The 14,253-nt window shown below is 44.1% G+C and carries 14 protein-coding genes; 12 read left to right on the top strand and 2 right to left on the bottom strand.

Features of this window, described 5'->3' with window-relative positions; genetic code table 11:
* The first annotated feature begins 38 nt into the window (after positions 1–38).
* From tatA to tatC, 3 genes are all read left to right on the top strand, one after another.
* Complete coding sequence (gene tatA, locus VEA_RS01535; protein ID WP_005382958.1) at positions 39–284, top strand: Sec-independent protein translocase subunit TatA; 246 nt, start codon at positions 39–41, stop codon at positions 282–284.
* 3 nt (positions 285–287) lie between these two features.
* A complete protein-coding gene (gene tatB / locus VEA_RS01530) occupies positions 288–686 on the top strand; it encodes a Sec-independent protein translocase protein TatB (RefSeq protein WP_012841229.1) in 399 nt (132 codons plus the stop codon).
* Positions 687–754: 68 nt separating this feature from the next.
* On the top strand, positions 755–1,507 hold the full coding sequence (tatC, locus tag VEA_RS01525; protein ID WP_005394442.1) for a twin-arginine translocase subunit TatC: 753 nt from the start codon (positions 755–757) through the stop codon (positions 1,505–1,507).
* Between the two features lie 460 nt (positions 1,508–1,967).
* On the opposite strand, the gene VEA_RS01520 is transcribed toward tatC, so the two are convergent.
* Complete coding sequence (locus VEA_RS01520) at positions 1,968–2,729, bottom strand: TatD family hydrolase (protein WP_006741775.1); 762 nt, start codon at positions 2,727–2,729, stop codon at positions 1,968–1,970.
* 184 nt (positions 2,730–2,913) lie between these two features.
* On the opposite strand from VEA_RS01520, the gene hemB reads away from it, so the two are divergent.
* The 4 genes from hemB (at position 2,914) to spfP (ending at position 8,185) form a co-directional block, all read left to right on the top strand.
* A complete protein-coding gene (gene hemB, locus VEA_RS01515) occupies positions 2,914–3,975 on the top strand; it encodes a porphobilinogen synthase (RefSeq protein WP_031777176.1) in 1,062 nt (353 codons plus the stop codon).
* 127 nt (positions 3,976–4,102) lie between these two features.
* Positions 4,103–4,537 (top strand): GNAT family N-acetyltransferase, encoded by a 435-nt coding sequence (locus VEA_RS01510; RefSeq protein ID WP_012841227.1) that lies wholly within the window; start codon positions 4,103–4,105, stop codon positions 4,535–4,537.
* Positions 4,538–5,157: 620 nt separating this feature from the next.
* A complete protein-coding gene (polA, locus tag VEA_RS01505) occupies positions 5,158–7,944 on the top strand; it encodes a DNA polymerase I (RefSeq protein ID WP_006741776.1) in 2,787 nt (928 codons plus the stop codon).
* A 193-nt stretch (positions 7,945–8,137) separates the two neighbouring features.
* Positions 8,138–8,185 (top strand): small protein SpfP, encoded by a 48-nt coding sequence (spfP, locus tag VEA_RS24690; RefSeq protein WP_438356636.1) that lies wholly within the window; start codon positions 8,138–8,140, stop codon positions 8,183–8,185.
* Positions 8,186–8,692: 507 nt separating this feature from the next.
* On the opposite strand, the gene yihA is transcribed toward spfP, so the two are convergent.
* Positions 8,693–9,352 (bottom strand): ribosome biogenesis GTP-binding protein YihA/YsxC, encoded by a 660-nt coding sequence (gene yihA / locus VEA_RS01500; protein ID WP_005394452.1) that lies wholly within the window; start codon positions 9,350–9,352, stop codon positions 8,693–8,695.
* Between the two features lie 159 nt (positions 9,353–9,511).
* Between yihA and VEA_RS01495 the strand changes: the two genes are divergently transcribed.
* From VEA_RS01495 to hemN, 5 genes are all read left to right on the top strand, one after another.
* Positions 9,512–10,129: a c-type cytochrome gene (locus tag VEA_RS01495; protein WP_005379248.1), complete on the top strand. Its 618-nt coding sequence runs from the start codon at positions 9,512–9,514 to the stop codon at positions 10,127–10,129.
* A gap of 839 nt (positions 10,130–10,968) precedes the next feature.
* On the top strand, positions 10,969–11,607 hold the full coding sequence (locus tag VEA_RS01490; RefSeq protein WP_006741778.1) for a class I SAM-dependent methyltransferase: 639 nt from the start codon (positions 10,969–10,971) through the stop codon (positions 11,605–11,607).
* On the top strand, positions 11,607–12,149 hold the full coding sequence (gene yihI, locus VEA_RS01485; RefSeq protein WP_005394455.1) for a Der GTPase-activating protein YihI: 543 nt from the start codon (positions 11,607–11,609) through the stop codon (positions 12,147–12,149). The genes VEA_RS01490 and yihI overlap by 1 nt, the downstream gene beginning before the upstream one ends.
* Positions 12,150–12,156: 7 nt before the next feature.
* A complete protein-coding gene (locus tag VEA_RS01480; protein WP_005379254.1) occupies positions 12,157–12,645 on the top strand; it encodes a DUF2489 domain-containing protein in 489 nt (162 codons plus the stop codon).
* Positions 12,646–12,829: 184 nt separating this feature from the next.
* Positions 12,830–14,221, top strand: a complete 1,392-nt coding sequence (hemN, locus tag VEA_RS01475) for an oxygen-independent coproporphyrinogen III oxidase (protein ID WP_006741779.1) — start codon at positions 12,830–12,832, stop codon at positions 14,219–14,221.
* Positions 14,222–14,253: the final 32 nt, after the last annotated feature.

The raw sequence follows: 14,253 nt of genomic DNA, 5'->3' as shown, positions 1-14,253 counted from the left end.
AAATATTTTTGTTTATTTAAAGACCCGAGGTAAAGAGAATGGGTGGTATCAGTGTTTGGCAACTTCTAATCATTGCTGTAATTGTTGTATTGCTATTCGGAACTAAGAAACTACGCGGTATCGGTGGCGATCTGGGTGGTGCCGTTAAGGGCTTCAAAAAAGCGATGAGCGAAGATGAACCTGCGAAAAATGACAAAGACGCAGACTTCGAACCAAAAAGTCTAGAAGAGCAGCAGAAAAAAGAAGCTGCTCCTGAAACGAAAAAAGACAAAGAGCAGGCGTAAAACGTGTTTGATATCGGTTTTTGGGAACTGGTATTAATATCTGTTGTTGGTCTGGTCGTTCTTGGGCCGGAGCGTTTGCCTCATGCTATTCGCAGCGTGTCTCGCTTTATCGGTGCCGCTAAGAGTATGGCAAATAGCGTCAAAGACGAATTGTCACACGAGCTGAAAGTCCAAGAGCTGCAAGAAAACTTGCGCAAAGCAGAGCAAATGGGGATGGATGATTTGTCCCCTGAGTTGAAATCTTCAGTCGAAGAATTGAAGAAGGCAGCGCAATCTGTAAATCGTCCTTACGCAAAGAACACCGATTCAGAGGCTGAGCCTGTAAAAACAGAGTCAGCAGCAGAAAAGGTAGAGAAAGCGGAAGAGAGCAAGGTTACAGCGGCAGATAAGAAAGCCGAATAGTCTCATTAGGAGGAGCTACTAGTGATTGGTAGCTCCTTTTTGATCTGGTTTTTAATAAGAGGTTTGCCATGTCTACCGTCGAGCAGACACAACCTTTAATTAGTCATTTGTTGGAGCTTCGCAACCGACTACTGCGCTCAATTTTGGCAGTGTTGGTGGTGTTTGTCGGACTAATTTATTTCTCTAACCACATTTACGAGTTTGTTTCCGCACCTTTAGTAGAGCGTCTACCTGAAGGCGCGACCATGATTGCTACGGATGTGGCTTCACCCTTTTTCACGCCACTGAAGTTGACGTTAATCGCTTCGGTATTTATTGCGGTGCCGTTTATTTTGTATCAAGTTTGGGCCTTTGTTGCTCCTGGCTTATACAAACATGAGCGTCGTTTGATTATGCCGTTGCTGTTTTCCAGCTCACTGCTGTTTTATTGCGGTGTGGCATTTGCGTATTTTGTGGTGTTTCCACTAGTGTTTGGCTTCTTTACTGCTATCTCATTGGGTGGTGTAGAGTTTGCGACCGACATTTCTAGCTATCTCGATTTTGTACTGGCGCTATTTATGGCGTTTGGTATCGCATTCGAGGTGCCTGTTGCGATTATTTTGTTGTGTTGGACTGGGGCCACCACACCAGAAGATCTAAGACAGAAACGGCCTTATATCATTGTGGCGGCGTTTGTCGTAGGTATGGTGTTAACGCCACCAGACATGATCTCGCAAACCTTACTCGCTATTCCGATGTGTTTACTGTTTGAAGTCGGTTTGTTCTTTGCGCGTTTTTATACGCGTCGAGGCGAAGAGGCAGAAGCGGAAACCGAAGAATAAGTTTACTGTAGATGTAAAAAGCGGCTCAATTGAGCCGCTTTTTTTGCGGTTGGTTTGTTTCTTGGGCTAACTACTTAACTTTCATGACGTAACCACACTTTGTGCATACGTATACTTCCTTGATGCCCAGCAGCTTTTGAAAAAAACTGCGCGGTACGCGTTGTAAGTAAGCACCATGTGTACACACTTCAACTTCCATATTCATGCTGTTTTACATTTGTGCTAATTAATGGGCATAAAGCAGTATAGAAAAAGAATATGTCTAATTGTCGACAGTTTTGCAAAACAGACGAAGTAAAGTGGCGATATGAGAGGTAAGTAGAGTTGCTAGTTAATTATTATGTTTATCAATAACTTTGTGTGGGTTGTTCTATTGTTTCAATAGGTTGAATCATTCATTCAATAGTTTAGGTAATAAAAAAGCGACGTTGATTTCGTCGCTTTTTTCAATTTTCGTGAATTAAATATTAAACAGCTTTTTGGCATTTTCAGTCGTTATTGCATCGATAGTTGCGACATCGACATCACGCAAGTCGGCAACACGTTGTGCAACGAGAGAAGTGTAGGCTGGTTCATTACGCTTACCACGGTGCGGTACTGGCGCTAAGTATGGACAATCGGTTTCTAAAATGACCCACTGCATATCCAAATGTGGAATGACTTTATCCATCCCGCCATTCTTAAAGGTCGATACGCCACCCAAGCCTAAGTGGAAGCCTAGCTCATTGATTGCTTGCGCTTCTTCTAAGCTGCCTCCAAAACAGTGGAATACACCACGCAGACGACCATCTTGCTCTTGTCTTAGCAAAGTGAGTGTTTCTTCAATCGAATCACGAGTGTGGATAACGACTGGTAAATCCATCTCTTTTGCCCAGTTTAGCTGAGTCACGAATGCCATCTCTTGCTCGGCGCGATAGGTTTTGTCCCAATACAGGTCGATACCAATTTCGCCCACCGCAATAAACTTGTGTTTCTCAAACCAGCCGCGGATGATTTCCAACGTTTGCTCAACGTTGTTATCCACATAGCAAGGGTGGAGTCCCATCATTGAGTGGCACACGTCAGGATATGCCGCTTCGGTTTGTAGCATGGGCTCAATAGAGTCCAGATCGATGTTTGGCAACAGGATCTTATTAATGCCTTGCGCTAAGGCGCGTTGTACTACTTCATCGCGGTCGTTATCAAATTCGCTGGCATAGATGTGCGCGTGGGTATCGATCATCGTTACTCTCTGTGCTTCATGATTGGTTTCGTATTCGAAGTATACTTGAGTGTGAGTGCTGGGTCATTTTCAGTTTTTTTCATTACCTTTTTCCAGATTGTCACTCGCAACATGCATCAAGAGTGATATGATTTTGTTCACCAGATGATTTGATCATCATAACCGTCCAGACAAGGAGAAAATGGTGTCTGTATCAATTCAAGGTCCATTCCCTGCACGCCGTATGCGTCGTTTACGTAAGCACGATTTTAGTCGTCGTTTGATGGCTGAGAACCAACTTTCTGTTAATGATCTGATTTACCCAATGTTCATCCTAATGGGTAAAGATCGTCGTGAGAGCGTGGAGTCCATGCCGGGTGTAGAGCGTTTGTCGATTGATTTAATGCTAGAAGAAGCGCAATACCTTGCAAATCTAGGCGTTCCAGCAATCGCGCTTTTCCCTGTCGTAAACCAAGACGCTAAAAGCTTATGTGCTACTGAAGCCTACAACCCAGAAGGTTTGGTCCAGCGAGCAGTACGTGCGCTTAAAGAACATATTCCTCAAATCGGTGTGATCACAGATGTGGCACTTGACCCATTCACGACGCACGGCCAAGACGGCATCATCGATGAAGATGGTTACGTAATGAATGATGAAACCACGGAAGTACTGGTTAAGCAGGCTTTGTCTCACGCTGAAGCGGGTGCTGACGTCGTCGCGCCTTCAGACATGATGGATGGCCGTATTGGTAAGATCCGCGAAGCATTAGAAAATGCGGGCTACATTCATACACAAATCATGGCTTACTCGGCTAAGTACGCGTCGAACTACTACGGACCATTCCGTGATGCGGTTGGCTCTTCTTCAAATCTAAAAGGCGGCAACAAGAAAAACTACCAAATGGACCCAGCAAACATTGACGAAGCGATCCATGAAGTGGCGCTAGACATCAATGAAGGTGCGGACATGGTGATGGTTAAACCTGGTATGCCATACTTAGATGTAGTTCGCCGAGTAAAAACCGAACTTCAGGTACCGACGTTTGCTTATCAAGTATCTGGCGAGTACGCGATGCATAAAGCGGCGATCATGAATGGCTGGCTCAAAGAGCGCGAAATTGTGATGGAATCACTACTGTGCTTCAAACGTGCAGGTGCTGACGGCATCTTAACGTACTTTGCGAAAGATGTGGCTGAGTGGTTGGCAGAAGAGAATGCACAAACTGCTCAACACCTAAATCGTACTCCGGAAGCGACTGAAGAGTAATTATCGCTCAGTGAGAAACACCAGACCAACAAGAGTTGTTCGTCTGTATATACCCAAGTAACCTCAGGCGGATTACAACAGTAACAATCCAAGGTGCTTGGGTATTTTTATTTTGGAGAAGAGAACAATGACAATGCTGATTCGTGAAGGCACATTGGAAGAAGCACTTCAAGTTGTGGCACGTGTCACCGAATTTTCGAAAGGAGAAACGGTAGACTCCATGACTCAACGTTTAGAAGAGAAAAACAGTTTAATCCTCGTTGCAGAAAAAAATGGCACGATTGTCGGCTTCAAAATAGGTTACGAATTAGAGGATGGTGTTTTCTATAGCTGGTTGGGTGGTGTCGTTCCTGAGGCTCGAAATGAAGGCGTGGCACAATTGCTTTTGGAAGCACAAGAAGATTGGGCGGCTGAGCAAGGCTATAACACGTTAAAAGTGAAATCTCGAAATCAGTTTCCTGCTATGCTTCGATTGTTATTGAGAAATGGATATATCATTGAAAAATTTGAAGAAAAAATTAATCTTCGTGAATCTCGAGTTCATTTCATTAAAGCGATGTGAAAATAAATGAGATTTTTTCTCATTTAACTGTTGACTACGAAATGAGAATCATTATTATTAAACCTGTCTTAGGGAATGAGGAAGAGTTCACAAGGACGTTGAATGACTTATTAACAGAAGTTGATTAACTGAAAGTTGAGAAGTGATGAAACATTTTTCCGAGAACTTGCACGAATTCTTTTTGACACGACATTGCTCACATTGCTTCCAGTGTAATTTATAGCTTCTTGGTTAAGCTGCTCTATTTACAGAATTTGCTTTACCACTTCTGCTAGGCGACCCTATTCGGGTCGCTTTTTTCTTTTCTACGATTTCTATTTGACGTCACTATTCGTATTTTTTCCACACGCGATGATCATTTAAAGATCGTTGATCTTCTCGCCGTTTTATAAAATAAATATTTAAAAACAATAACTTACCGTGTGTGTTTTTTGTGTTTTCTATCATTGGATAACCAGTGGATAATTTCTATAAACAGAGTTATCCACAGGATGAGGTTATCTTCGTGAATAAAATCGAAAAATTTACGCGACCTAGATCGAGCGAACAAGATAGATTCGGATCAGCAGTCATGGCATCCTAGGCAGATCTCTCAAGTACTGAATTGGATACAGACAATTATGGCAAGTATTCCTGAAAATCCGTTGATCCTTATCGACGGCTCTTCTTACCTATATCGCGCTTTTCACGCCTACCCGGGCACCATGAGTAATGGTGAAATTCCAACGAATGCCGTTTACGGTGTCGTGAACATGTTACGTAGCATGATGCGTCAGTTTGCGTCTGAGCGCATCGCGGTGGTTTTCGATGCGAAGGGAAAAACCTTCCGTGATGATATGTATGCAGAATACAAAGCTAATCGTCCGCCAATGCCGGATGATCTGCGTTGCCAAATTGAACCGTTGCACAATGTTATTCGCGCGATGGGTTTACCACTGATCTGCGTTCCTGGTGTCGAAGCAGATGACGTCATTGGTACGTTGGCGCATCAAGCATCACAAAAAGGCATGCCTGTATTGATCAGTACTGGTGATAAAGACATGGCGCAGTTGGTGGATGATAATATTACCTTGATCAACACCATGACGAACGTCGTGATGGATCGTGAAGGTGTGGTTGAAAAGTTTGGCATTCCACCTGAGTTAATCATCGACTACCTAGCGCTGATGGGCGATAAAGTAGATAACATCCCTGGTGTACCAGGCGTGGGTGATAAAACAGCGACCGCACTACTGCAAGGTATTGGCGGTCTGACTAAGCTGTATGAAAATCTCGATGACATTGCTGCGCTCGGTTTCCGTGGTTCTAAAACCATGGCGAAGAAGCTCATCGATAACAAAGAAAATGCCATGCTGTCGTACGAGCTCGCAACCATTAAATTGGATGTTGAACTTGAAGAAACGCCAGAATCACTGCTGAAAGCGGAACCAAATAAAGACGAACTGGTGAAGCTGTATGGTCAACTGACGTTTAAATCTTGGTTGAACGAATTACTTGAAGGTGGTTCTGGGTCGGTAGAAGCTGTTGAGCTTGCTGGCTCTGCTCAAGCCTCTGCTTCTCATGCCGAGATGGAAACTTCCGCAGTGACAATCGACCGCAGCCAATATGAAACGATTCTGGATGAAGAAACCTTCAATGCGTGGCTAGACAAACTTCAAACGGCCGAGTTGTTTGCGTTTGATACGGAAACCGACAACCTAGATTACATGCTAGCGAATCTGGTTGGTTTGTCATTCGCTGTCGATGAAGGTATTGCTGCTTATGTGCCTGTTGCACATGACTACCTAGATGCACCTGAACAGCTTGATCGTGATTGGGTTCTAGAACAGCTGAAGCCAATTCTTGAAGATGCAGCGAAAGCAAAAGTTGGTCAAAACTTAAAGTATGATGCGTCTGTATTGGCTCGTTATGACATTGAGCTAAAAGGTATCAAGCACGACACGATGTTGGAATCGTACATTTACAACAGTGTCGGCGGTAAACACGATATGGACAGCTTGGCGCTGCGCTTCCTACAGCATAGTTGCATTTCTTTTGAGCAAATTGCAGGTAAAGGCAAAAATCAGCTTACGTTTAACCAAATCGAGTTGGAACAAGCATCGCCATACGCGGCAGAAGATGCGGATGTGACCCTTCGTCTGCACAATCGCTTGTTTGCGAATATCGAGCAGGATGAAAGCCTAAAGACAGTTTACGAAGAGATTGAAATGCCGTTGGTGCCAGTTCTTTCGCGCATTGAACGCACTGGGGTCTTTATCGATGAAATGAAGCTGAGTGCGCAGTCGGTCGAGATTACCGCTCGCCTTGATGAGCTTGAAAAGAAAGCGTATGAAATTGCAGAGCAAGAGTTCAACATGAACTCGCCAAAGCAATTACAAGCCATCCTATTTGAAAAAATGGGTTTACCGGTGGTGAAGAAAACGCCATCAGGTACACCATCGACGAATGAAGAAGTGCTGCAAGAGCTTGCCTTAGATTACCCACTGCCAAAATTGATTTTGGAATACCGTGGTTTGGCGAAGCTTAAATCGACGTACACGGACAAGCTGCCGAAGATGATCAACCCAACAACAGGGCGTGTGCATACTTCTTACCATCAAGCAGTAACCGCAACAGGTCGTCTATCTTCTACCGATCCGAACTTACAAAACATTCCAATTCGTAACGAAGCCGGCCGTCGTATTCGCCAAGCGTTTGTCGCACCATCTGGGCATAAGATCTTAGCGGTCGACTACTCGCAAATCGAACTGCGCATCATGGCTCACCTTTCTGGCGACCAAGCGTTATTAGATGCCTTCCGTGATGGTAAAGACATTCACGCTGCAACTGCGGCAGAAATTATGGGTCTGGATATTGAACAAGTATCCAGTGAGCAGCGTCGCCGTGCTAAAGCCGTTAACTTCGGGCTTATCTATGGCATGAGTGCATTTGGTTTGGCGAAGCAGCTTGGTATCCCTCGCGGCGAAGCACAAGCCTACATGGATAAATACTTTGAGCGTTACCCTGGCGTTATGCAGTACATGGAAGACACGCGCAGCACGGCTGCAGATAAGGGCTATGTTGAAACGATTTTTGGTCGACGTTTGCATTTACCAGAAATCAAATCGCGCAACGGTATGCGTCGTAAAGCTGCTGAACGTGCGGCAATCAACGCACCGATGCAAGGTACAGCTGCGGACATCATTAAGAAAGCGATGCTGTTGGTTGATCAGTGGATTCAGGAAGAAGGCAATGGCCGTGTGAAGTTGTTAATGCAAGTACACGATGAATTGGTCTTTGAAGTTGAAGAGTCATCATTGTCCGAAATTGAAAGTAAAGTACAGAAATTGATGGAATCTGCAGCAGAGCTAAAAGTACCGTTGGTTGCAGAAGCAGGGCACGGTGACAACTGGGATCAAGCTCATTAGTCACTTTTAGACCAAAATAACCAATTAATTATGAGCCAGCGCACAAACGCTGGCTTTTTTTTGCGATTAAAAAAGCTAGCGCAAAGTTAACTTTGATGTTGCTTAATAAAAATTTCATGAAAAAAAACTACAAAAATTCTTTGCAATTCTGACCAATTGTTGTACATTAATACTCGTAGGGTACAGAGGTAAGATGTTCTATCTTTCAGACCTTTTGTTTCACGTTATTGGATTAGGCTGATTCAGCCGCCCCAGTCAGCTTTTGACTGGGGCGTTTTTTATTGGGCGAAAGAAAATTTTTCTTTTTGTTCAATGTGTTGGCTTGGTAACGACTTGTCTTTATATTTCTCCCACCTTTAACCTATTGTCTACACTCCAATTTTCTTCAAAAACTCGCAAACTATTCAGTCTGTAAATTTATGCCAATCACACTATGATTTTTTCTTGAAGGAAACTAAGTTGACGTGGAAGTGGGTAGGTTTCTGTCTAACTTGTTGAATTGTATTTTCTTTATTGGTTATGGTTGTGAGTTGATTAAGCGAAAGCTAAAGTTAGGCGGCTTTTTAAGCTATTGAAATCATCCGATAGTTCAGCAATGCTTCGTCACATAACAATAATTACCAATTTTTCTCTCCCGTTATCCCTGCCAGGAAGGTGGGGATTTTTATTGCCTGTTATTTAGCTCAGATAAACAAAAGCCCCACCAAATGGTAGGGCCGTATCGAAAAGATTTAACAAATATTGTTAATTATTCTTCGTCGCTTGCTGGGGTATCCAGTTCGCCTTCTTCTATCAGGTGTGCGAGCGCCGGTGCAAACCAGGTATCCAGTTTTGCGCGCAGCTGATCAACGCCTAATCCTTTAAGGGAAGAGAACACATCAACGGAAACGTCGCCACCGAAAGTTTCCACCTGTTTGCGAACTTTCAGCAGGGTTTGTTTGCGTGCGCCACTTTTTAGTTTATCTGCTTTGGTTAGCAAAACTTGCACAGGAATGTGGCTATCGATGGCCCAGAAAATCATTTGCTGGTCGAGATCTTTCATTGGATGACGAATGTCCATCAGAACCACTAAGCCTTTTAGGCACTCGCGTTTCTGTAGGTATTCACCTAAAGATTTCTGCCATTTGTTTTTCATCTCTACCGGTACTTGAGCAAAACCGTATCCAGGTAGATCGACAATGTGACAACCTTCTTCTACTTTGAAAAGGTTGATTAATTGCGTACGACCAGGTGTCTTTGATGTCTTGGCTAAGCTTTTTTGATTAGTTAGACGGTTAAGTGCACTCGATTTACCAGCGTTTGAGCGTCCTGCAAACGCAATTTCGACACCTTCGTCTTCCGGTAGGTGACGAATATCGGGTGCGCTGGTGATGAAATGCGTATTTTGGTAATGAATTTTTACGCTCACTGTTAACTCCATCTCGACTTTGTGTAGTCGATTGATTACTTTTTTGTGAAAATGTGTAAAATAACCGTGCTCGGCATAAGGTCGCCTATTGTACCATGAGTGTACGCGGTATGTTCACATTCCGTGGTACTGGAAGCTTGATAATTATAATGGAATGTCATGAAGAAATTAGCGCTAATTTTGAGTCTTTTAGCCAGTTGCTCAGTATGGGCCCAAGGTAATATTGAGGCTGGTAAAGCAAAATCACAAACCTGTGTCGCCTGTCACGGAGCAGATGGCAACAGTGCAATAACAACGTACCCGAAACTCGCAGGCCAACACGCTAAGTATCTTGAGAAGCAGTTAAAAGAACTTAAGCTAGGCATGACAAGTGGTGGTAAACAAGGTCGTTACGATCCTGTAATGAGTGGTATGGCAATGCCACTGAGCGATGAAGATATCGCAGACCTATCTGCTTACTACGCTTCGCTACCAGTTTCAGAAAACTCAACACCTGAAGATGTGGTAGCAAAAGGCAAAACGCTTTATACCGCTGGTGATGCCGAGCGTGGCCTAACCGCATGTATTGCATGTCATGGTCCTCGTGGCAATGGTACTGAGCTTTCAGGTTTCCCGAAAATTTCTGGTCAGCATGCTGACTACATCAAAGCTCAGCTAGAAAAATTCCGTGATGGCGACCGTGGTAATGATATGAATGCCATGATGCGCGACATCGCGAAGAAAATGACAGACGAAGATATCGAAGTGCTGTCTAAATACGTTGGCGGTCTGCACTAATATACCTAAATCGCTCAAGATCCTGCATCTTGAGTTTATTGGGTAGATGTCCCTACATCGTTCGAGCAACTTATACAAAAATGCCCTAGTGAATTCGCTAGGGCATTTTTGTTCGTGACAAATATCACAGTCGACTTTGAGTTCGAAAGCGATAGTTAGCTCGGTAGTTTGTGAGACATTTGCCATACTTGATGTTGGCTTTTTCTTGTTGGTGTTTTTAAGTTTTTGATTAAATGATAATTTTGATGTTTTAGAAAAATAGGCGGATTATTTTTTCAACCCATTACTTGTGAGCATAGCGGGATGGCGTAAAGTAGAAGTTGTTCACAGGGGGTGAATGTAAGGATTTAAGACCACGGTTTAGGTCTCCAAGGATGTAGCTCGGATGCTTGGTGATTTAGAAAGGGATTTAGATAGGTAGGGAGCCTATCAGATAAGGATGGTCATCTAGTCTGACGGTTAAGACAGTGAAACGGATCAGGCACAGGAAGTTGCTCAGTAGACAGGAAGTAAACGGATAGCCAAAACTCATCAGGAAGATGAAAAACAACTCTTTTTGGCAGGGAAAGCTCGAAAAACAAAGGGAACATTGATGCACCAAATGCGTGCAACACAGTTTCGCCAATTGATGGCACTTAGAAAGCGACAGTCTGACTGTCGCTTTTTTTATATTCTTTTCCCTTGGTAAGTCGCAATCTGAATTACGATTACTGCACTTATTTACTTCGATGGGTTGTAAACAAAGTTTTTTAACAAAAATTGCTGAAAAAATGCTCAGTAACACTCCAATCTGAGTTCACTTTCTGGTATGTTTCGCATCCCTGTTTGAGGAAGTCAGCATGCATACCTGTCCTTTATGCCAAAATCAGCGTACTCACCACTATTTTGAAGATAAGCGACGTGAATATCTTCAATGTGAGCAGTGCAGTTTGGTGTTTGTGAATCCAGACCAACGTTTGGATGCGGAAACCGAAAAAGCTCACTATGATTTGCATGAGAACAACCCTGAAGATTTAGGTTACCGAGGCTTTTTGTCGCGTATTGCTGACCCGATCACAGAGCGAATTTCTCCACAATCAAATGGTATCGACTTTGGTTGTGGTCCTGGCCCAACGCTCTCCTTAATGCTGGAAGAGGCGGGGCACAACATGGCGTTGTACGACCTCTACTACCACCCTGATACGTCGGTTTTAGATAAAACGTATGACTTCATGACAGCAACAGAGGTGATAGAGCACCTCTACCACCCAGATTTGGTGTGGAAGCAATGGTTGAATTTAGTTAAGCCAGGGGGCTGGATAGGCCTGATGACGAAAATGGTCATCGACGTGGAGGCTTTCAAATCATGGCATTATAAGAACGATCTCACTCATGTAGTGTTCTTTAGTCGTGACACGTTCCAGTTCCTAGCAGAGCGGGATAAGCTCGAACTCGAATTTATTGGTAATGATGTAATTTTACTGAGGAAACCCCAGTAATGAGCCGTAGTAAAAAATCTAGAAAGCCAGGTGCCGCTGGCGCACCTGAGTTTGTTGTAACTCGTAACCGTACAGAATCTGATGTGGAAGGCCGCCTACGCAAGCGTGCTAAAAAGCGCAAAGGCTTGAAAACGGGTAACCGTAACTCAGAGGTTAACGAGCAGAAAAAGCAAGCTGCTGCACAAAACCGCGACCCGCGTTTAGGCAGTAAAAAGAAAATTCCTCTGGTTGTTGAGCCTGCGAAGAAAATGACGAAGCAAGAGCGTCGTTTGTCGGCAGAGCAAGAACTAGAGATGCTAGAAAATGACGCGCAATTGAACGTGTTGCTAGACCGTATTGAAGCGGGTGAAAACCTAGGCACAGGTCTACAGAAATACGTCGATGAGAAGCTCGACCGCATTGAGAAGCTAATGGACCAACTAGGTTTGTTGGAACCTGAAGAAGAGGAAGACTTCACTGCTCCTGCTGAGAAAAGCACGCGCAATGATGATGACTTGCTGGCAGATTTCGACGACATTAACTTCGACGACTACAAAGGATAATTAAGCTATGAATGTAACCTTATTAGCTATTGCTGGTGTTGTGATTATCATCGCACTTGCTTCTTATGCAGGTTACCTTCTGCTTCAATTGAAAAAGCAAAAGGAATTGCAGCTAAAGCATCAAAAATTGGCGATAGATAAACGTAACGCCAACATTTTTGAGAATGTGCATACCTTGTGTCAGGCGGGTATTCAAGGCCAATGCGATTTATCTGAAATCAGTATTCGTGTGTATAACATCATGGATTATGTACAAGGTGAAGACCGTGTCGATTTCGATAAAACGTACCCTGCAATTTCTGAGCTTTACCATATCGTGAAAGATATGGCGCGTGGTGAAGAACGCCAACAACTTGCCAAGAAAGAGCGTATGCAACAGAACTTGACGCGTCATAAAGCGGAAAGCCGCCTTACTGACGCGATCATTGAAGAGCTCAAAGTGTTGCAGAAAAACGTCCAGCCACTGAATAATCAAATCAATATTCAGATGATTTAATAGTTACCCCCAATGGTTTCCTTATGACTGCTGGGGGTATCGTGATCACGCTAGCACTTCTTTAGTTTTATAATTAAAAAGCCAGTCGGCGTTGCCACGCTTGTCATCGTCGTATGGCAAAATAGCGGCTCTGAATATCGGGTGACGGTTTTCGTTGCCCTAGCATTTAACGGAAAGTACCACCATGTCGAATCAACACACTGAATCGAAGCAGCAAATCGTCTGGGATCAAGCGGTATTGGATAAGTACAACTATTCCGGTCCTCGCTACACGTCGTACCCAACGGCGCTGGAGTTCCATGAAGCGTTCACCATTTCTGATTATGATATGGCATGCACTCAGTACCCAGACCGCCCATTATCGCTGTACGTACACATTCCGTTCTGTCACAAGCTTTGTTACTACTGTGGTTGTAATAAAGTCATCACGCGCCACTCGCACAAAGCGGACGAATACCTCGATGTGCTTGAGCATGAGATTCGTCAACGTGCAGCCTTATTGGTGGGCAGAACGGTAACGCAATTGCACTTTGGTGGTGGTACGCCAACGTTCCTTTCTGAAAAGCAAATTACACGCGTAATGAGCCTGTTGCGCCAAGAGTTTACCTTTAGCAGTGATGCTGAAATCAGTATCGAAGTTGACCCGCGTGAAATTCAGATCACCATGTTGGATCACCTGCGTAGCGAAGGCTTTAACCGCTTGAGCATCGGTGTTCAGGACTTCAACAAAGAAGTGCAAAAGCTGGTGAACCGTGAGCAAGATGAAGAGTTCATCTTTGCGATGGTTGCGCGCGCAAAAGAGTTGGGTTTCCGTTCGACAAACCTAGATTTGATCTACGGCTTGCCAAAGCAAACCAAAGTCTCTTTTGCCAAGACGTTAGAACAAGTACTGGAAATGCAGCCGGGCCGTCTGTCCGTATTTAACTACGCGCACATGCCACAGCTATTTGCAGCGCAGCGTAAGATTAAAGACGAAGATCTGCCTAAAGCAGAAGAGAAGATGGCGATTCTGCAAGACACCATCGCGACACTGACTGGTGCTGGCTACCAGTTCATCGGTATGGACCATTTTGCATTGCCTGATGACGAACTTGCCGTTGCTCAGCGCGAAGGTATTTTGCATCGCAACTTCCAAGGCTACACCACACAAGGTGAATGTGATTTGGTTGGCTTTGGTGTCTCTGCAATCTCGATGATCGGCGATGCATACGCGCAAAACCAGAAAGAGCTGAAGAAATACTACGCTCAAGTCAACGAACTTCGTCACGCACTGTGGAAAGGGGTTTCGCTGGATTCTGATGATTTGCTACGTCGCGAAGTGATCAAGCAGCTGATTTGTAATTTTAAACTAGACAAGAAAGCGATCGAGTCTGAGTTTAAAGTGAAGTTTGATCAGTACTTTAAAGAAGACTTGCAGCTACTTCAGACCTTCATCAACGATGAGCTGGTGGAAGTGGATGACAATGAGATTTGTGTGACGCTGCGAGGTCGTTTGCTGATCCGTAATATTTGTATGAGCTTCGATAAGTACCTGCGAGCGAAGGCGCGTCAGCAACAATTCTCTCGTGTTATCTAATCATAGACGCCGATTCAAGATATAAAAAATGC

This window comes from Vibrio antiquarius (assembly GCF_000024825.1).
GTDB classification, from domain to species: domain Bacteria; phylum Pseudomonadota; class Gammaproteobacteria; order Enterobacterales; family Vibrionaceae; genus Vibrio; species Vibrio diabolicus.
Note: the sequence above shows the minus strand (reverse complement) of the source record. Positions and strands in the feature narration are given on the sequence as shown.